This is a genomic window from Skermanella pratensis, from assembly GCF_008843145.1.
Classification (GTDB): Bacteria; Pseudomonadota; Alphaproteobacteria; order Azospirillales; family Azospirillaceae; genus Skermanella; species Skermanella pratensis.
In genome coordinates this window covers 185,784-204,543 of sequence record NZ_CP030265.1, presented here as the reverse complement: position 1 = coordinate 204,543, position 18,760 = coordinate 185,784, and the positions used below count along the sequence as shown (strand labels likewise).

Sequence of the window (18,760 nt, the reverse complement as noted above, 5' to 3'; positions counted from 1 at the left end):
ATCATGTTGATTTAAGAATGACGAATATATGGCAGATCACCCGCAGTCGCCGCATTCCGATGAGAATTCAAGCATGCCCGGCACGGCTCCGGAGAACATCCAGCGCCTGCTCCGAAGTGGCGGTGTTTTTGTTTCGGCAGTGCAGATGACGCGAACCCCGATGCTGGTTACGGATGCAACAATTGCGAGAAATCCGATCGTCTTTGCCAATAATAAATTCCTATCATTCTTTGGCTATTCGCTGGAGGAGATCGTAGAACAGGACGAATATTTCCTAAGTATAGGTAAAGAGTCGGAAGAAACCGTCAGGATGTTTCGCGCGGCGTTGGCGAAAAATCATGAACAGGTTTTTGATATCGCGCTTCGTCATAAAGACGGCACCGAATCAATCTCATCAATGCTCGTGATGCCTATCTTCGACAAAAAAGGTGATGTCATTCACCATCTTTTGTCATTCTTGGATCAGTCAGAACTGATCGCCTCCAATCAAACCATCGAGATGTTGTTAACGGAGAATGCCAGGCTAGTAAAACTACTTGCCGAGCGGGATCTGTACATTATCGAATCAAATCACAGAATTAAAAATAACTTGTTTCAAGCGGCGATGATTTTAAAGCTTGAAGAGAGTCGGCTGAAACATCCGGATCTGCTGGAAGCCCTCTCGGCCACAAGAGTCCGCCTGGACGCCATGGCAGGGATTCATGCGATGCTGACCAACACCGGGGGCATAGATGAAGTCGATCTGGCCGTATATCTGGATACGCTTACATCTCAGATAATACCGGCAACATCGCGGGTGGACATGTTCACCGAAATGGAGGCGGGGATACTGGTCAGTACCGCAGTCGCTCAATCTCTGGCATTGCTCATGATTGAACTGATAACCAATGCGGTGAAGCACGCATTTCCCTGTCACCGCGCCGGATCAGTTCGTGTCAAACTTGCTCGAACTTCGGATGATATCAATCTGACGGTAAGTGACGATGGTGTCGGTATGGCGACTGGGGCGTAATTGCTCACGGGGTTGGCGAAAGGGGTTGCCAGGGGGCTCAGAATATGAGTCAACGTATGGATGGAGAAGCCGCCATCGTATCGCCTGACCGAAGCCGCGAAGGACGCCCTGATCGCTGATCAGGCGGCGTTGATCCAGCGCTTGGTGGCGCGGGTGACGGAACTGGAATCGCTGGTTGGCAAGCCGAAGAAGACGTCGTCGAATTCGCACCAGCCGCCATCCTCGGACGGTCCCGGGCGCAAGAACCGGGAGGAGGCCTCGGCACGGCGCCGGAAAGCGCGTCCGTCCCGGCCCGGAACGTCGCGCCCGCTGGCCGAGGAGCCGGATCGCACTGAACGGCGGCTGGCGGACGCCTGCCCCCATTGCGGCGAGGCCGTTGGTGAAGCGGAACAGGGGTGCCGTCACCGTTACGACCATATCGACCTGCCGGTCATCCGGCCGGTGGTCACGCGGGTCGAGCTGTTCGGCGGGCGCTGCCGGTGCTGCGGCAAGCGGTATCGGGCCGCCCCTCCGGCGACCATGCCGCCGGGCACACCGTTCGGGCCTGGCATCCGGTCGCTTCTGGCCTACCTGCACCACAGCCATCATGTCGGTTTCGAGCGGTTGTCGCGGATGCTGAAGGAGGTGTTCGGACTGACGATCTCCGAAGGCGCCGTCGCCAACAGCTTCCGGCGGATGGGCGACGCCCTGGAGACGGCGTGCACGGCGATCAAGGCCAAGCTCCTGACTGCGCCGGTCATCGCCTCGGACGAAACGACGACCAGGGTCGACGGCGTGACCTGTTGGCAGTGGGTGTTCCATTCCGACACGGCGGTGCTGCACGAGATCGTCCCCAGCCGGGGGCGGGCGGTGGCGGAGCGGGTGCTGGGCGAGGTCCGGCCCGAGGTCTGGGTCTCCGACCGTTATGCCGGGCAACAGGAATTGGGCCAGGTCCACCAGGTCTGCCTCGCCCATGTGCTGCGCGACGTCCAGTATGCCATCGACTGCGGCGACACCGTCGTCGCCCCGAAAATCCGCGACCTCCTGCGCTGGGCGATCCGCGTCGGCAAGCGGCGTTCCAGCCTGAAGGACAGCACGCTGGCCGCTTACGCCGCCAAGGCCGACAACCGCCTCGATGCGCTCGTCGGCGTGCCGGCCGCCCATCCCGCCGGCCGGGAACTCCAGCGCCAGATCAAGGCATGGCGCTCCAAGTTCTTCGTCTTCCTCAAGGACCGGCGGGTTCCGCCGACCAACAACCGCTCCGAACAGGAAATCCGACCCTCCGTCGTGTTCCGCAAGGTCACAAACGGCTTCCGATCTCAATGGGGGCCGAAAATCCACGCCGGATACCGATCCGTGACCGGAACCGCAAGGCTGCAGGGGACGTCAGCCTGGAGCGCTGTCCGCAACCTCATCGACGGCGACTTCGCTATCGCTTGAACGACGGACGCCCACAACCCCGTGAGCAATTACACTGGGGCCGTCGAGTCCATAGGTTACCAAGTAATACGGGCTTTGACAGCTCAGCAAAATGGGACGCTCACGCTATCCAGCGATGCTCATGGCACAGCCGTCGAAGTGATTGTGCCCAACCGGGAACGGAACAAAGACACCTGTTCGCCGGCGTGAATCATATTACGAAACGGACTCTCCGTCGGGCGGCACTGGTGACATAGAGGGAAGGGTGGATGGAACTCCTGGCCCCCTGCCCCGCCCGGCGCTGACCCGGATCTGGTCGAGCAGAAGTATCATCATATCCTTGGTCATCATGCCTCCCTCAGGTTCCGGTCTCGTGTCGCAACTCGACCTTACCTGAAGAGCGTGATGATCACCTCCGCGTCGTTGCGACCCCGGGGCGGAGGGTCGACGCCGCGATCCTGGACGCCGATCTCCACGGAACCCCGTGGTGGGATATCGCCGACGCCCTGGCCGCCCGCGGCGTCCCGTTCCTGCTCGCTACCGGCTTCAGCTCCGACGAGGCCTTGCGCGAGCGTTTCCGCCAGGTACGCCGGCTGCTCAAGCCCTATTCGTCCGGCGACTTCGCTGAAGCGCTCGGAACACTGCTCGGCGCGGGTCCCTGCCCACCGTAAGCGGCGTCGAAGAACGCCTCCTCCAGGACCATCATCCGCCGGAAGCTGTCGCGCATGGCGGCCCCGGTCCCCTCGTCCGCCGCCGCCCCGACCCGGTCCGTCTCCTCGCGCAGCCAGGTGACGAAGGCCTCGAATTCCGGGATCGCGTGCAGGTCGATCCACTCGGCCAACCAGAAGCGCTCCGGCCGCCGGGCCGGGCAGGCCCGAGCCCAGGTCAGGTAGCTCCACTCCGCCGCGACCAGCACGGCGAGGATATGGGGATAGCTGCCGCTGCGCCCCGCCCCCTCCAGCACGGCGATGAAGTCCCGCGTCACCGGCCCCAGCTCGGGCGTCCGCCATGTCCGCTCGGGTATCCCCAGCGCTTCGAACGACCGTAGGAAGAAGTCGTTCTCGTCGGCCGTGACCGCCGCCGCGAACCCGGCGAACCGCCGCTTCGACGGCATCTCCGGAGCCGCCGCGATGGCGCTTCCCAGCAGCGAGACGAAGCTGTTCACGAAGGCGTAGTCCTGCACCAGGTACCGCCCGGCGACGGCATCGTCCAGCGTGTCGTCGCCCAGTTCGCGGGCGAACCGGTGCGTCGTCATCCGCGTCCAGTGCGGCTCGGCCCCGCTCCTCAGCCAGTCGGTGAAACGCGCTTCGGCATCATTCTTCCTGTACTCGGCGAAACTCATGCTCAGCATGCCTTCCCTTGTCTCCCGTTTCCTCGCCGCCCAGGATAGCCCGCCGGCCTCCGTCATGACACCCGTATCGCTGGGGGGCGCTGCGTCGGAGGCCGTGCCGGAAAGGGATCCGGGCACAAAAGGATCGGTGTCGATTCTGATCCGGCCGGTATCGCCCTAATGAACGGCGCCCGAGCCGCCGACCGCGACGATGGTATAGGGCCTGCCTTCCACCTTGATCGTACGCTCCTCCTCCAGGGTTTCGGTGGAGACAAGCCGCACGAGGCCTTTCAAGGGATCAGTCACCGCGACGTGCTCGCCGGCGACGGCCAGCCGCGGACGCGGATCGCGCCAGTGCCCGTCCATGGAATAGGGCTCGGTGATCCGGACGCTTTTCTCGATCTTGCCGGACAGGATGTCGAGAAGGTGCAGCGTGCCGTCTTCGGTGAGGATATAGGAATTGCGCGCCTTGGCCGGATCCAGGGCGAAGTCCACGCGGCGCGTCGGGAGGTCGATCTTGCGGAAAGCCTCTCCGGTGCCCGGCTCGATGATGACCATGGAACTCGGACCGTAGTTGCCGAGGAAGAATTGCATCGCCGTCCCGCCTTTGAGGGTCGAGACATAGCCCTCACCGAGACCCGTGGTGGAGATATGCTCCAGCGTCGGCGGTTCGGATCCCTTGCCGGAAGTGGCGACGACGATGCCGTCCCTGCAGCCGAAGGCGAACATCCGGGCCGATTGGGCTTGGCCATGGACGCCTGGGCAGTTCACCAGGTCGCCGACCTGGTTCCCGTCCGCGTCGACGACCTTGAGGCCGACGCGCGGCTCTTCGGGGTTGTCGTGGGGAACGGAGACGACGATGTGGCTCCCCATGGGCGCGGCAAGCCCGTGGTGGGCCGCGCCGGGCTTCAGCTTGCGAGGCTCGAAAGCATTGGCGAGAAGCTGTCCCTCCGGGAACAGGGCAAGGTCGCCGGTCCCATCGTCGAACAGCACGATCGTGCCGGAGCCTTCCACGATGTGCGCGGGCTTGGTGCCGGTGATCACGGTCGGAAGGAGCTTGGCGGCCTCGACCTTCAAGTCACCATGGTCGCCGTGATCATCGAGCGAGATGCCGGTATCGATCACGGCGACTTTTCCGGCTTCTCCCTGCACGGCCAGGACCGTCCGCCCGCTGAGGCTGCGCGTGAGAGCCGGCGTCCGGTCGATCCTGAACGTTCCCGCGCTCGACCCGTCCTCGACATCGATGGCCCGGACGACGCCTTCGGCATGGTCGCCGATGAACAGCCTGTAGTGCGTATCGCTCCCCCCGTTCCGCTCCTCATGCGCATGTGACTGTTCCAGGGCCGTGCCGACAGCGAGCCCTCCCGCCGCTACGCCGATGCACAGCAGCTTGGACAAGGATGACAAGCCGTTCATGTTGACCTCCGCGATCATTGTCGATGTTATATTATAACCTGTTCTCTGCGGTTTCCCGGGCGCGCTCCACCGCATGGCGGCGGCACGGGACGTGGCCGCCGGGTCACGAGGCTTCAGACCGGGTAGTTCGGAACGGGGATTTGCGGGCATGTCACAGCCCGCCGCGCCCAGGCGCGGTCCACGACCACCGCTTTCAGCTCCCGAGGGACCCGGTTGCGGTCGGGCCAGCGGATCGACAGGCCCAGGGCGCGGCATTCCGCGGCGATCTCGCGCCCATTCTCGTAGCGGATCTGGTCCAGCGACTCCAATCCGTCGAGTATCCGGTAATCGAATGGCATGCCCGTCTGAAAGTCCTGGTATCCCCGATAGAACATCGGATGCAGCACGACCGGTCTCGCCTCACGCCACGACCATGCTCCCGGCAGCCGGCTATTGACGGCCCAGGCCCCGGAATTGCCGCCGTGTTCCATGCCGTGGATGGATTCCCGTCGCACCTTGGCCACTCCTTTCTTCCGTTATGATATAACGTAACATACAGAAAGCAGATCGAAAGGGAAGAGACGTGAGCTGCGCGACTGGACGATTGCTCGAAGCCGCTCCGGTTCCGAACCCGCGCCCCATACCCCACCCGGAATGGGATGAGATGCTTCGCGCGGTCGATTGCGTGAGGGACGCGCTGGGCAAGGGTGTCGATCCGGGCATACGGGAGACCGTCGCCGTCCTCAACCTCCTGGGGTTCCGGACGCGCCAGTCCTGCGAAGGCCATGTGAACGAGCAGGGATTCGGTCTGCCCTCCCCCTGGGTGGACATCGACCTGTCAATTCAGGAAAACATGGTGCCGGAGTCGATGATCAAGCTGCTTCTGGCCGATTTCCAACGATCCCGGAAAAGTCCGGGCGATGCCCGCCTACGGTGGGAGGACGGGCGGATCCAGTCGGGCGACTGTCATGACGGGTTGGAAAGGGTCAGGCGGCGGATCGAGACCGGAACCCTCGCTGGCGACGACCTGCGGCGGCTCCGCGCCACCCTTGCGTCCCGACAGCGGGAAATGCGGGATTTCACCGAGTTCCTGAAGAATCGGCTTCGGGAGCGGCGGCGACGCAGCGGGGGATGACGCGAGTCGGCGAAGCTCGATCACCCGCCGCCGATGCCCTCAATGTGTCTTTCCCCGATCTTCGGATCGATGTTCTCTCCAGTCCCGGGGTGCCCAAGGGTGCTTCGTCCCGCGGTCCCATGTCCGGCTGTTTCCCGTTGGTGTCCTTGTCGCCCGGCTTCGCTTGCCGCTTGTCGTCACCCATGACGGTCCTCCTGCCTGAGAGCAGAATCGCGGGTCATCGACGATGCCGTGAACTGATCCTGTGGACCGTCCGGGACGTTACCGGCGTTCCCGGATCCTGCCGCGCCGAACACCGCACCCGGCCTCATGCATAAGATTGAAATCCTCAACAATAAAGGATAACATACCTATATCATCTGCTCGGAGAGCCCCCGCCATGCCCGCCACCGCCAGCACTCCCACCCCTGCCCTGCAGCGCCGACACGAAGCCTTCGCCCGCCACGTCGCCGCCGGCCGCTGCCTCGCCGAGGCCGCCCGGCTCTCCGGCTATGCCTGGGCCAGCGCCCGCCAGACCGGGTCTCGCCTGATGCAGGACGGCTGCATCGCCGCCCGCGTGGTCCAGCTCGCCGCCGAGGAGGACAGCCGCCGCCGGGAGGAGGCCGACGAGTTGGTCGCCGTGCTCAAGCGCGTCATGTTCGAGGCCGTGGAAAAGCAGAACTACTCCGCCGCCCTGCGCGCCGCCGACCAGATCGCCCGCTTCCGGGGCCTCCTCCCGCCGGCGCCCAAGGCCGGCAGGCACGCCGCCGCCGGCATCACCGGGACCGTCGCCGCGGCCATGGCGGAGGCGGAGGAAGAGGACGACGGCACCCTCCCCGCCGATCCCGACGCGCCGGGACTGGTCGGCTTCGACCCGCCCATGCCGCCGGCCGCCGTCGCCCCGGTCGAACCCATGCGCAACCTCAAGGAGGAGGCCCGCAAGCGCCACGCCGCCGCGGTCGAGCGGAACTCCCGCTGCCTCAAGCTGATCCTCGGCCGCCACAAGGACGACAAGGACCTCAAGGCCCGGATCGAGTCGTCCGACGACGCCCACCTCTTCTTCGACGCGGACTACCGCCTGCTCCCCCAGGACCAGTGGCCCGGCGCCCCCGGCGCGGCACCCCAGCCGCTCGCGTGACCCCGCGATCATGACGAATCATGACATCCGCGCACCCTGGGGAAACCCGCCTCCGCAGCGCCGGCACTCGAAGGCGACGCCGCTCCAGCCTGCTTTCCCGGCTAGTGGCTCGGCACAGTGGTTTTGATTGATTTATCGTAGGTCGGCCTCGGCCGAAGGCCGACGCCGACAGCGTGGCCGGAGCCTTGACGCAGGGTGTCGGCGTTCGCCCTGACGGGCGAAGGCCGACCTACGGCACTACGGCACTCCGCTCGGCCGAACGTCATCAAAAACACTGTGCAGGACCACTAGTCCTCGTGGCGGTTGCTGCGCAGCCGCTTCACGGCGGACCGCTGCCCCTTGGCTTCCAGGCGCCGCTGCTTGGACCCGAACGTGGGTTTCGTGGGGCGTCGCGGAGTCGGCGGGATCGACGCTTCGCGGATCAGCTCGGTCAGTCGCTCCAGCGCTGCGTCGCGGTTGCGCCGCTGGCTCCGGTACTGGTCGGCGACCAGGATCAGGACGCCGTCCTGGGTCAGGCGGTTCCCGGCCAGCCGCTCCAGCCGCATGCGCACGTCGTCGGACAGGTTGGGCGACCGGCGCACGTCGAAACGGAGCTGGACGGCGGTCTCCGTCTTGTTGACATGCTGGCCGCCGGGACCCGAGGCCCGGACGAAGCTCTCCTCGATCTCATCGTCGTCGAGGGAAATGCGGTGCGTGATCCGGATCATGGGCCGAATATCGCCTTTCCCACCGCGCCATGCAACGGCTCCCCGAACCGGAACGCCATCCGTGCCCATCCGTGGATATCCGTGCCCATCCGTGATCCCGGAACCCCGCCGGGCCGGCGCGCCGGCCGTCAGACGGAACCGGAGCCCTCGGAAGCGGCGCCCGTACCATGACGAATGCTGACATCCGCCCCCGCCCCCGGCGCACCGGACGCCCGCGCGACGTGAATCAGCCAGAGCAGCAGCAGGAGCCCCGGCAGCGCCGCCGAGGTCGAGAGGGCGTAATAGGTCACCCAATCCATCCGGTCGGCCAGCCAGCCGCTTGACGCCGCCAGCAGGTCTCGGCCCAGGGCGGAGAAGGACGACAGCAGCGCGTACTGCGTTGCCGTGTAGGCGACGTTGCACAGGCTCGACAGGTAGGCCACGAAGGCCGCCGTCCCCATGCCGCCGGTCACGTTCTCGACCGCGATCACCACGGTCAGCATGCCGATGTCGTGGCCACTGCGGGCCAGCAGGACGAACATCAGGTTCGACACCATCTGGAGCAGCCCGCACACCAGCAGGCTGCGCATCACGCCGAACCGGCTGACCACGACGCCGCCCAGCAGCCCGCCGACGATCGAGGCGCCCAGGCCGAAGGCCTTGGTGACGTTGGCGATCTCGATCTTGCTGAAGCCCAGCTCCAGGTAGAACGGCGTCGCCATGGCGCCGGCATAGACGTCGCCAAGCTTGTAGATCGCGATGAACAGCAGGATCGCGGCCCAGGCCCGGCGCGTCATGAAATCGGCGAACGGCGCCACGACGGCTCCGAACAGCCAGGCCAGCAGCTCGGCGCGCCAGCCCTTCAGCCCCGGCCGCCGCTCCAGGAAATCGGCGACCGACCGCTCCCGCTGCTCGGATTCGGGCGAGGCCCGGATGTCCGGCTCGCGGTTCAGCAGCATGGTGACGAGGCCGACGCCGACCAGCGCCGCCATGACGGCGTAGACCAGCGACCAGGGCAGGACGCTCGCCAGATAGAGCGCCCCCGCCCCGGACGTCAGCATGCCGACGCGATAGCCCAGCACGACCGCCGCGGCGCCCGCGCCGTACTGGTTCTCGTCCAGGATCTCGACCCGCCAGGCGTCGAGCACGATGTCCTGGCTGGCCGAGCAGAACGACACGCAGACCGCGAACAGCGCCATCCACCACAGTTCGGCGACCGGATCGGTCGACCCCAGCCCGAGCAGCGACAGCATCAGGGCGACCTGCGTCAGCACCGCCCAGCCGCGCCGCCGCCCCAGCAGCCGGGTCAGCACCGGCAGCCTCAGGCGGTCGATCAGGGGAGCCCAGGCGAACTTGAGCGTGTAGGGCAATCCGACCAGCGCGAACAGGCCGATCGCGGTCTTGGCGATCCCCCTTCGACCAGCCAGACGCTCAGCGTGGCGCCGGTCAGCGCCAGCGGCAGCCCGCTGGAGAACCCCAGGAACATGATCGCGATGACGCGGCGGTCGAGATAGACCGAGGCCGCGCTGGTCCAGGACGACAGTGCCACGTGGATCGAAACTCCGCCGGGAGAACGGGAAAATGGAAAAGCCGGAAAACGGATGCGACCGGTTTATCCCGGCCATGGTTAATAAGCCATGATCAATCAGGCCATGTTCAACACGGCACGATCACCGCGGACGAAGCACCGGGCACCGAGCCCCGATCACTCCTGGTTCCCGCCGCCCTGCTCCCCGCCGTCCTGCTCCCCGCCCCTCTGGCGCGCCCGAAGATATTCGGCGAAGGCGAGCATGGCGAGCGGCCCCGGCTCCATCCCCTCCTGCAGGGCCATCCAGTCGCGGAACTCCTGCGGGTCGGCGGTCGTCCGGATCACCGGCAGCCCCCGGATGCGGGCCTCCTCGACCAGCTCGTCCATGGTGGCGCGGTGGTACTGGAAATCGTCCTCGGTCATTTCGTCGCCCAGGACCCGGCGGAAGTCCTCGAAATTGGCGAAGTCCATCACGTCCAGCTCGCTGATCTCGCCGTTGTTGACCCGCTCGATGAAGGACTCGACCGGATCGGCCTCGTCGTCGTCGTCCATCTCGCGTTCCATCAGTTCGACCTCGGCGGCCAGTTCGCCCAGCATCTCGTCGGTCATGTCGAGCTGGTACTCCACCGCCTCGGCGGCGGCCTCGATCAGGCTGAACAGTACGCGGCCTTTGGCCCGCTTGGGCGTCAGCCAGACCAGGTCGGTCAGGAAGCTGCCGTCGCTCAGGGCGATCATGGACTCGCGCGGGTCGCCGGGCGGCGCCACGGCCATTGTGAAGGGGGGATCGCCCAGATGAACGACGGACATCTCCTCCTCGACCCGGATGTCCTCGGACGTGAGCCCGAGGCTGACACCGACGACATAGGTGCGGCGCTTCACCGACATGAATCCTGTCTCCCTGCAGCTTTGAGTCCGCTGTTTAACATGCCGCCGAGGGACCGCACCATGGCCGAGGTGCCTCCGGACTTGCCCCTGGCCTTGATCCTGGGACCCTCCCCCTCCATCATGCGCCGCGCAACCATTCCCCGCGCAACAATTCCCCGCGCGACCAGGCCAGCGGAGACTTGCCGATGAAATCCTCACCCTTGCTGATCGCCGCGGCGCTGCTGGCGGCGGGCGCCCTGCTGCCGGCCGGAGCCGCGGCGCAGAACCGCGACCGCCTGGTCATCGGCATGCAGCTGGAGCCGCCGCACCTGGACCCGACGGCCGGTGCCGCCGCCGCGATCGACGAGGTCACATATTCCAACCTGTTCGAGAGCCTGACCCGGATCGACGCGCGGGGCGAGGTGGTCCCCGGATTGGCGGAAAGCTGGGAGGTCTCGCCCGACGGCCTGACCTACACCTTCAAGCTGCGGCCGGGGGTCAAGTACCATGACGGCACCGGGTTCGATTCCGCCGACGTCAAGTTCGCGCTGGACCGGGCGCGCGGGGCCGACTCGGTCAATGCCCAGAAAGGCTATTTCTCGGCGATCGGGTCGGTCGAAACGCCCGGCCCGCTGACCGTCGCCGTCACCCTGACCCGTCCCGACGGGCAGTTCCTGTTCAACATGGGCTCCAACGACGCCGCCATCGTGGCGCCCGAAACCGCCGCGACCAACCGGCAGCGGCCGGTCGGCACCGGCCCCTTCAGGTTCGACCGCTGGGTTTCCGGCGACCGGGTGGTGCTGGCGCGCAATCCCGACTTCCGAGACCCGGCGGTGCCGAAGCTGGGCGAGGTGGTGTTCCGCTTCATCAGCGATCCGGCGGCCCAGCTGAACGCCGTCCGCTCCGGCGACGTGGACGCCTTCCCGAACATCGGCGCCACCGAATCCCTGCCGGTCCTGGAGGCCGACAGGAGCTTCACCGTCACCGTCGGCACCACCGAGGGGGAGACGGTGCTGGCGCTCAACAACGCCCGCAAGCCGTTCGACGACGTCCGGGTGCGCCGCGCCCTGGCCCACGCGGTCAACCGGCAGGACGTGATCGACGGCGCCATGTTCGGCTACGGCACGCCGATCGGCAGCCACTTCGCCCCGCACCGCGCCGGCTACGTCGACCTGACCGGCCTGTATCCCCACGATCCCGCCAAGGCGCGGGCGCTGCTGGCGGAAGCGGGATATCCCGACGGGATCGACGCCGTGATCAGGCTGCCGCCGCCGGTCTATGCCCGGCGCGGCGGCGAGATCATCGCGGCCCAGCTCGCCGGAGCCGGCATCCGCCTGCGGATCGAGCCGATGGAATGGGCGCCCTGGCTGGAGCAGGTGTTCCGCGGCCGGGACTTCGACATGACCATCGTGTCCCACGTCGAGCCGCTGGACATCGACATCTACGACCGGCCCGACTACTACTTCGGCTACCGCAGCGACCGCTTCGGCGCCGTCATGGACGAGCTGAGCCGCACCGTCGAGCCGGACCGCCGCGCCGCCCTGTATGGCGACGCCCAGCGCATCCTGGCCGAGGACAGCGTCAACGTCTTCCTGTTCCAGCTGCCCAAGGCGGGGGTCCACAAGGCCGGGCTGACCGGCCTGTGGGAGAACAGCCCGGTTCCGGCCAACGACGTGACCGCCGTTTCGTGGAAGTGAGCCGTCTCGTGGAAGTGACATGACCGGCTTCCTCGCCCGGCGCCTGGTCGGCCTGGGACTGACGCTGTTTCTCGCTTCCCTGGTGGTCTTCGCCGTGCTGGAGGTGCTGCCCGGCGACCCGGCCCTGCTGATGCTGGGCGTCGATGCGAGGCCCGACACGCTGGCGGCGCTGCGCGCCCAGATGGGTTTGGACAGGCCGGTTCCGGTCCGCTACCTGGCCTGGATCGGGGGGCTGCTGGGCGGCGACATGGGCGTCAGCCACACCTACGGGGTGCCGGTCGGGGACCTGGTGCGCGACCGGCTGGCGGTCACCGTGCCGCTGGCCGCGCTGGCGATCCTGCTGTCCACGGCGGTGGCCCTGCCGCTCGGCATGGCGGCGGCGTCCCGGCGCGGCCGTCCGGCGGATTACGCCGTCATGGCCTTCAGCCAGCTCGGCGTGGCGATCCCCAATTTCTGGTTCGGCATCCTGCTGGTGCTGTGGCTGTCGGTCGGGCTGGGCTGGTTCGACGCCGGAGGCTTTCCCGGCTGGTCGACCGGCATCGGTCCGGCGCTCAAGGCCCTGGCCCTGCCGGCATTCACCCTGGGCCTGACCGAGGCCGCGATCCTGGCGCGGATCACCCGGGCGGCCATCCTCGACAGCCTGGGGGAGGATTACGTCCGCACCGCCCGCGCCAAGGGCCTGGGGCCCGGCGCCGTGATGCGGCGGCACGTCCTGCGCAACGCCCTGATCCCGATCACGACCATCGTCGGGCTCCAGTTCGCCTTCCTGCTGGGCGGCGCCATCGTGGTCGAGAACGTCTTCTTCCTGCCGGGGTTGGGCCGGCTGCTGTTCCAGGCGATCAGCCAGCGCGACCTGATCGTCGTCAAGGACGTGGTGATGGTGATGGCGGCGCTGGTGGTCGCGGTCAACCTGATCGTCGACGTCCTCTATGCCGTGATCGACCCGCGGCCCAAGGCCCTCCCGTGAACCCCCGGGGCATGAGGCGCTTCAACCATTCGGGCCTGCTGATCGGCGGCGCGCTGACCCTGCTGATGGCGGCGCTGGCGCTGCTCTCGCTGGCCTGGACCCCCTATCCGCCGGAAGCGATGCGGATCGCGGCCAGGCTCCAGCCACCGAGCGGCGCGCACTGGCTCGGCACCGACCATTTCGGCCGCGACATCCTGTCCATGATCATGGTCGGGGCGCGCAACTCGATCGCGGTCGGCGCGGTCGCGGTCGGGCTGGGCATGGCCGCGGGCGTGCCGCTGGGGTTGGCCGCCGCCGTTCTGGACGGCTGGACCGACGAGGCCGTGGGCAGGCTGACCGACCTGACCTTCGCGTTCCCGGCGATCCTGTCGGCGATCCTGGTCACCGCCCTGCTGGGGCCGGGTGCGGTCAACGCCATCCTCGCGATCGGGATCTTCAATGTCGCCGTGTTCGCCCGGGTGACCCGGGGCGCCGCCCTCCAGGTGATGGGCCGCCCGTTCGTCCGGGCGGCGGCCGCCCTGGGACGCGGGCCGCTGTCGATCACCCTGGTCCATGTGCTGCCCAACATCGCCGGTGCCCTGGTGGTCCAGGCCACCATCTCCTTCGCCGTGGCGATCCTGGCGGAAGCCGGGCTCAGCTATCTCGGCCTGGGCATCCAGCCGCCGGCGCCGAGCTGGGGCAAGATGCTGAACGAGGCGCAGACCTTCATGGCGCTTCGCCCGACGCTCGCGGTCTTTCCCGGCGCCGCCATCGCGCTGGCCGTGCTCGGTCTCAACCTGCTGGGCGACGGCCTGCGCGACCTGCTTGACCCCCGCGCGCGGGGGCCTATGACGAATCTCAGATGACTTATGCAGTATACGGACAGGGAACATAGCACAAATGCTTTTGCGAGTATTTTATAGTTGTTAATGGAATGTGATCGACCCTACCGGTGACTTGATGTCCGCAGAGTTCGGCAGGAAACCCTGTGACGAACCCTTCAAAAATCCGCCCCGGCAAGGCGGAAATAAACCCGGAGGACAGGCCGATGAGACGGCTCCAATCACTGAAGATCTCCACCAAGATCTATTTCCTGGTGGGTTTCCTGGGGCTGATCGCGGCCCTGATCGGCGCCGTCGGCGTCGTGACGCTGAGGACATACGAGGCCCAGGTGGATACCATCACCGCGGCTTCGACCCGCGCCTTGCTGGGCGAGCGGGTCAACGGCCTGGTCAATGCGGTCGTGATGGATTCGCGCGGCGTCTACATGGCGGAGACCCCGGAACGTGTCGAGAAATTCGGCAAGCCGCTGCTGGACAGCCTCAAGGCGATCGAGGAGCTGATGCGGGAATGGCGGCCCCTGGTTCCGGCCGACCATCTCGACCAGTTCCGCAAGGTGGAGGAGAACGCCGCCGAGTTCGTCCGGTTCCGCGCCAAGCTGGTCGAGCTGGGCCGCCAGGGCGGCGCCGCTCCCGCGCGGGAATGGGGCGACAACGAGGCCAACCGGGCGAACCGGCAGGCGTTCAACAAGGAATTGCAGGCGATCTCCGCGCTGAACGCCGACATGGTCGGCGCCGGTTCCGCCGAGCTGGACGCCTTCTACGACCGCATGCTTCTGACCCTGGTGCTGCTGTCCGTGCTCGGCGTCGGCTCCGCGGCGGGGCTCGCCATCCTGGTGGTGCGCCGGACGGTGACGGGACCGCTCGGCGAGGTCACCGGCACCATGAAGCGGCTGGCCGCGGGCGACGCCGGCGTGGATGTCAGGGGCACCGACCGCGGCGACGAGATCGGCGAGATGGCGCGGACCATCGGCGTCTTCCGGGACAACCTGAGGCACGCCGCGGCCCTGGAGCAGCAGCGCCGTGCCGACGAGGAGGCCCGGGAGCGGCGCAGCCGCAACCTGGAGCGGCTGACCGGCGAGTTCGGCGTCAACATCGACCAGGTGGTCAAGGCGGTCACGTCGCAGGCGGCCGAAATGCGCTCCACCTCGGAATCCATGTCGGCGATCGCCGAGGAGACGGCGCGCCAGTCCTCCGCCGCGGCCTCCGCCTCCGACCAGGCGCGCGTCAACGTCCAGACCGTCGCCGCGGCGGCGGAGGAGTTGAGCAGTTCCATCGGGGAGATCGGCCGGCAGGTCAGCGAGTCCTCGCGGGTCGCCGGGATCGCGGTGACCGAGGTGGAGCGGACCAACGGCAGCGTCGCCGGCCTGGTCGCCGCCGCCGACAAGATCGGCGAGGTGGTCAACCTGATCAGCGACATCGCCAGCCAGACCAACCTGCTGGCCCTGAACGCCACGATCGAGGCGGCGCGGGCGGGAGAGGCCGGCAAGGGCTTCGCCATCGTCGCGTCGGAGGTCAAGAACCTGGCAAACCAGACCGCCAAGGCGACCGAGGAGATATCCCTCCAGATCTCGGGCATGCAGAGCGCCACCTCGGGCGCGGTCGGCGCGATCCAGGCCATCGGCGGCACCATCACCCGGATCGACGAGATCGTCACCGTGATCGCCGCCGCGGTCGAGGAGCAGGGCGTCGCCACCCGCGAGATCGCCCGCAACATCCAGGAGGCGTCGCGCGGCACCGACGAGGTCAGCACCAACATCAACGGCGTCCACGGCGCCGCCGGGGAGACCGGGCGGACCGCCACCCAGGTGCTGGACGCGGCGGCCGGCCTGGCCCATCAGGCCGAGGCGCTGCACCGCGAGGTCGGCGACTTCATCACCCGCGTCAAGAGCGCGTGACCGGCTCCCCTGCGGCGCGGCGGCTCAGCGGCCGCCGCGCTGGAGGGCGATCGGCTGGGTGAACTGAAGCTCGACGTCCCAGGGGAAGTAGATCCAGGTATCCTGGCTCACCTCGGTGATGAAAGTGTCGACCAGCGGCCGGCCGGCCGGCTTGGCGTAGATCGTCGCGAAATGCGCCTTGGGGATCATCTTGCGCAGCACGGTGGCGGTCTTGCCGGTATCGACCAGGTCGTCGATGATCAGCCAGCCCTCGCCGTCACCCTCGAAGCCCTTCAGGACGCGAGCCTCGCGCTGGTTCTGGTGGTCGTAGCTGGAAATGCAGACGGTATCGATCAGCCGGATGTCCAGTTCGCGGGCGATGATCGCGGCAGGCACCAGACCGCCTCGGGTCACCGCGACGATGCCCTCCCAGGGGCCCTTCTCGGCCATGCGCCAGGCCAGCGCCTTGGCATGACGGTGCAGTTCTTCCCAAGAAACGGGGAAATGCTTGATGTTGTCCTTATTGGCCACGGCCACTCTCCAGCACGACTGTCCACCCGGTATGATCGGCCGCTTATAACTTACAGGCGGGTCCGCGGCAATCGGACGCTCCGCCCCGCCGGGCCATGACGCTCCGGACCAGGCTGGGCCAGGTTTGCGGAGCGCATCGGCGCCGGACGCGTTAACCTGACGCCAACGCGTTCCACCGGCTCCCACATGGAAACCACAGACATGCTGAACACCGCATCCGCCCGCCGCGGCATGGTCGTCGCCCCGCATCATCTCGCGGCCCAGGCCGGCCTGTCCGTGCTGCGCGACGGCGGCACCGCCGTGGAGGCGATGGTCGCCGCCGCCGCCGCCGTGGCGGTGGTCTATCCCCACATGAACGGCATCGGCGGCGACGGCTTCTGGCTGATCGCGGAACCGGGCAAGCCGCCGGTCGGCATCGACGCCTGCGGCGCCGCGGCGGCGGCGGCGGTCCCGGACCTCTACCGCGGACAGGGCCATGCCGCGATCCCCGCCCGCGGCCCGCTGGCCGCCAACACCGTGGCCGGCACCGTGTCCGGGTGGGGGGCGGCGCTGGCCGCGGGCCGGGACTGGCCCGGAACCCGCCTGCCGCTCTCCCGCCTGCTGGAGGACGCCGTCCACTACGCCCGCGACGGCATGCCCGTGACCGGCGGCCAAGTCCGCCTGACGGCGGCCAAGCGGGCGGAGCTGGAGAGCGTGCCCGGCTTCGCTCCGGTCTTCCTGCCCGGCGGGGCCGTCCCCACGCCCGGCGCGCGTTTCCGGCAGACGGGACTGGCGGCATCGCTGGAGCGGATCGCGGCCGCCGGGGTGGAGGATTTCTACCGGGGCGACCTCGCCCGCGCCATCGCCGCCGGCCTGGAGCGGGCCGGCAGCCCGGTGGCGCTCGCCGACCTGGAGGCGCACCGGGCGCGCACCGTCCAGCCGCTGTACGCCCGCCTGCGCAACGCCACGCTCCACAACATGACGCCGCCGACCCAGGGGCTGGCCTCGCTGATGATCCTGGCCCTGTTCGACCGGCTGGGCGTCACGCGGGCCGACGGCTTCGACCATGTCCATGGCCTGGTGGAGGCGACCAAGCAGGCTTTCCTGGTGCGCGACCGCCACGTGACCGACCCCGCGCGCATGACGGCCAATCCGGCGGACTTCCTGACCGAAGCCGCCCTGTCCGACCGGGCCGGCCGGATCGACCCGGCGCGGGCGATGCCCTGGCCGCGCTCGGGTCCTCCCGCCGACACGATCTGGATGGGAGCGATCGACGGCGCCGGCCGGGCGGTCAGCTTCATCCAGAGCACCTACTGGGAGTTCGGCTCCGGCGTGGTCGCCGGGGACACCGGCATCCTGTGGCAGAACCGCGGCTCCAGCTTCTCCCTCGACCCGGGCGCCGTGAACGCGCTGGTCCCCGGCATGCGTCCCTTCCACACGCTGAACCCGGCGCTGGCCCGCTTCGACGACGGCCGGGTGATGCCCTACGGCACCATGGGCGGCGAAGGGCAGCCGCAGACCCAGGCGGCGGTCTTCAGCCGCTACGGGCTGTTCGGACAGGAGCTGCAGCGGGCCGTGACGGCGCCTCGCTGGCTGCTGGGCCGCACCTGGGGCGCCGACAGCACGAACCTGAAGCTGGAATCCCGTTTCGCTCCCGAGGTGGTCGAGGCACTGCGTGCCGCCGGCCACGACGTCGAGGTGGTCGAGCCGTTCAGCGACATGATGGGCCATGCCGGCGCCCTGGTACTCCACCCCAACGGCACCATCGAGGGAGCCTCCGACTGCCGCTCCGACGGGGCGGTGGCCGCCTTCTGACCCGGCCTGCAAAAATCTTTCAGAAGGGGGTTGCGCGGCGCGGGCTCATTGGCTAATTACATGCCGCACGACGGACCGCACGGTCCAACGCCTCGCAGGAGGCGGTCGGGAAATGGCAAGCGCCCGTAGCTCAACTGGATAGAGCATCTGACTACGGATCAGAAGGCTAGGAGTTCGAATCTCTTCGGGCGCGCCACTTACATCACAAAGAATCCAAGTGTTTGACATCGACCTCCGGGCCGCCTTCGGGCGGCCCCGGTCGTTTGGGGACCCACCGGGTACCCACCGGCGCGGCAGTTTCAGCCGCCTCGGCGACCATCCGGCCGGTGCCGGAAACCGCGCAGGCACCAATTCCGGCACCAGCGACGCGCCGGGGAACCCATGGAGCAGCGGGCATCGTCGACTTGTTGGGCGGGAGGAAGAGGTTGTTGATCTGATCGTGGGCGGACAGGAAGCGCTGAGCCTGTCGGGCCGACTTGAACCGCTTCATCTGGCGTTCTCGTCGCCTTGTTGGCTGGTGCGAATTTTCCGCCCGGCCCGCCGCCAACTTGACGATGCCGCGGCTTCAAGGGAACAGCCTTGGGCGATCTCGGTTACCGGGGCGAGCGGCT

The 18,760-nt window shown here is 67.5% G+C and carries 17 protein-coding genes, 1 tRNA gene and 1 pseudogene; 10 read left to right on the top strand and 9 right to left on the bottom strand.

Translation table 11 applies throughout. The features are described 5' to 3' along the window. Nucleotides 1-28: 28 nt before the first annotated feature. Together DPR14_RS00875 and tnpC are read left to right on the top strand one after the other, a co-directional pair. On the top strand, nucleotides 29-1,012 hold the full coding sequence (locus tag DPR14_RS00875; protein ID WP_158043477.1) for a sensor histidine kinase: 984 nt from the start codon (nucleotides 29-31) through the stop codon (nucleotides 1,010-1,012). A 60-nt stretch (nucleotides 1,013-1,072) separates the two neighbouring features. Further along, nucleotides 1,073-2,431: an IS66 family transposase gene (gene tnpC, locus DPR14_RS00870; protein ID WP_158043476.1), complete on the top strand. Its 1,359-nt coding sequence runs from the start codon at nucleotides 1,073-1,075 to the stop codon at nucleotides 2,429-2,431. 583 nt (nucleotides 2,432-3,014) lie between these two features. Here the strand turns inward: tnpC and DPR14_RS00865 are convergent. The 3 genes from DPR14_RS00865 to DPR14_RS00855 form a co-directional block, all read right to left on the bottom strand. Then, on the bottom strand, nucleotides 3,015-3,761 hold the full coding sequence (locus tag DPR14_RS00865; RefSeq protein ID WP_158043475.1) for a TenA family protein: 747 nt from the start codon (nucleotides 3,759-3,761) through the stop codon (nucleotides 3,015-3,017). 156 nt (nucleotides 3,762-3,917) lie between these two features. Then, nucleotides 3,918-5,156, bottom strand: coding sequence for a metallochaperone AztD (locus DPR14_RS00860; RefSeq protein WP_158043474.1), 1,239 nt, complete (start codon nucleotides 5,154-5,156; stop codon nucleotides 3,918-3,920). A gap of 113 nt (nucleotides 5,157-5,269) precedes the next feature. Further along, a complete protein-coding gene (locus DPR14_RS00855) occupies nucleotides 5,270-5,650 on the bottom strand; it encodes a hypothetical protein (RefSeq protein ID WP_158043473.1) in 381 nt (126 codons plus the stop codon). Nucleotides 5,651-5,799: 149 nt separating this feature from the next. On the opposite strand from DPR14_RS00855, the gene DPR14_RS00850 reads away from it, so the two are divergent. Both DPR14_RS00850 and DPR14_RS00845 read left to right on the top strand, forming a co-directional pair. Then, nucleotides 5,800-6,270 (top strand): hypothetical protein, encoded by a 471-nt coding sequence (locus DPR14_RS00850; protein WP_158043472.1) that lies wholly within the window; start codon nucleotides 5,800-5,802, stop codon nucleotides 6,268-6,270. Nucleotides 6,271-6,649: 379 nt separating this feature from the next. Further along, the gene (locus DPR14_RS00845) at nucleotides 6,650-7,387 is read left to right on the top strand and encodes a terminase small subunit (RefSeq protein ID WP_158043471.1); all 738 of its coding nucleotides are present in this window, start codon (nucleotides 6,650-6,652) and stop codon (nucleotides 7,385-7,387) included. Nucleotides 7,388-7,674: 287 nt separating this feature from the next. Here the strand turns inward: DPR14_RS00845 and arfB are convergent, their stop codons facing one another. The 4 genes from arfB to DPR14_RS00830 form a co-directional block, all read right to left on the bottom strand. After that, nucleotides 7,675-8,094, bottom strand: a complete 420-nt coding sequence (gene arfB, locus DPR14_RS00840) for an alternative ribosome rescue aminoacyl-tRNA hydrolase ArfB (RefSeq protein ID WP_158043470.1) — start codon at nucleotides 8,092-8,094, stop codon at nucleotides 7,675-7,677. A gap of 128 nt (nucleotides 8,095-8,222) precedes the next feature. Continuing rightward, on the bottom strand, nucleotides 8,223-9,443 hold the full coding sequence (locus DPR14_RS00835) for an AmpG family muropeptide MFS transporter (protein WP_343038689.1): 1,221 nt from the start codon (nucleotides 9,441-9,443) through the stop codon (nucleotides 8,223-8,225). Next, complete coding sequence (locus tag DPR14_RS28815) at nucleotides 9,407-9,622, bottom strand: hypothetical protein (protein WP_343038688.1); 216 nt, start codon at nucleotides 9,620-9,622, stop codon at nucleotides 9,407-9,409. Before DPR14_RS28815 ends, DPR14_RS00835 begins: the two co-directional genes overlap by 37 nt. A 156-nt stretch (nucleotides 9,623-9,778) precedes the next feature. Continuing rightward, the gene (locus tag DPR14_RS00830) at nucleotides 9,779-10,486 is read right to left on the bottom strand and encodes a hypothetical protein (RefSeq protein ID WP_158043469.1); all 708 of its coding nucleotides are present in this window, start codon (nucleotides 10,484-10,486) and stop codon (nucleotides 9,779-9,781) included. Between the two features lie 185 nt (nucleotides 10,487-10,671). On the opposite strand from DPR14_RS00830, the gene DPR14_RS00825 reads away from it, so the two are divergent. The 4 genes from DPR14_RS00825 to DPR14_RS00810 all read left to right on the top strand — a co-directional run bounded on the left by DPR14_RS00825 (nucleotide 10,672) and on the right by DPR14_RS00810 (nucleotide 15,845). Beyond that, complete coding sequence (locus DPR14_RS00825) at nucleotides 10,672-12,162, top strand: ABC transporter substrate-binding protein (RefSeq protein ID WP_158043468.1); 1,491 nt, start codon at nucleotides 10,672-10,674, stop codon at nucleotides 12,160-12,162. Between the two features lie 19 nt (nucleotides 12,163-12,181). Beyond that, the gene (locus DPR14_RS00820) at nucleotides 12,182-13,129 is read left to right on the top strand and encodes an ABC transporter permease (RefSeq protein ID WP_158043467.1); all 948 of its coding nucleotides are present in this window, start codon (nucleotides 12,182-12,184) and stop codon (nucleotides 13,127-13,129) included. Nucleotides 13,130-13,140: 11 nt separating this feature from the next. Continuing rightward, entirely contained in the window at nucleotides 13,141-13,974 is an 834-nt protein-coding gene (locus DPR14_RS00815) for an ABC transporter permease (protein WP_158043466.1), read from the top strand. Nucleotides 13,975-14,156: 182 nt separating this feature from the next. After that, a complete protein-coding gene (locus DPR14_RS00810) occupies nucleotides 14,157-15,845 on the top strand; it encodes a methyl-accepting chemotaxis protein (protein WP_158043465.1) in 1,689 nt (562 codons plus the stop codon). 24 nt (nucleotides 15,846-15,869) lie between these two features. Here DPR14_RS00810 and gpt read toward each other — a convergent pair whose 3' ends face one another. Beyond that, the gene (gpt, locus tag DPR14_RS00805) at nucleotides 15,870-16,337 is read right to left on the bottom strand and encodes a xanthine phosphoribosyltransferase (RefSeq protein ID WP_407697002.1); all 468 of its coding nucleotides are present in this window, start codon (nucleotides 16,335-16,337) and stop codon (nucleotides 15,870-15,872) included. Between the two features lie 219 nt (nucleotides 16,338-16,556). Here gpt and DPR14_RS00800 point away from each other — a divergent pair, with 219 nt between their 5' ends. Together DPR14_RS00800 and DPR14_RS00795 are read left to right on the top strand one after the other, a co-directional pair. After that, the gene (locus DPR14_RS00800; protein ID WP_158043463.1) at nucleotides 16,557-18,149 is read left to right on the top strand and encodes a gamma-glutamyltransferase family protein; all 1,593 of its coding nucleotides are present in this window, start codon (nucleotides 16,557-16,559) and stop codon (nucleotides 18,147-18,149) included. A 119-nt stretch (nucleotides 18,150-18,268) separates the two neighbouring features. Next, nucleotides 18,269-18,345 (top strand) — tRNA-Arg (locus tag DPR14_RS00795). Nucleotides 18,346-18,561: 216 nt separating this feature from the next. Here the strand turns inward: DPR14_RS00795 and DPR14_RS00790 are convergent. Then, nucleotides 18,562-18,684: pseudogene (locus DPR14_RS00790) on the bottom strand (IS6 family transposase); the annotation flags it as partial. Between the last annotated feature and the right edge of the window lie 76 nt (nucleotides 18,685-18,760).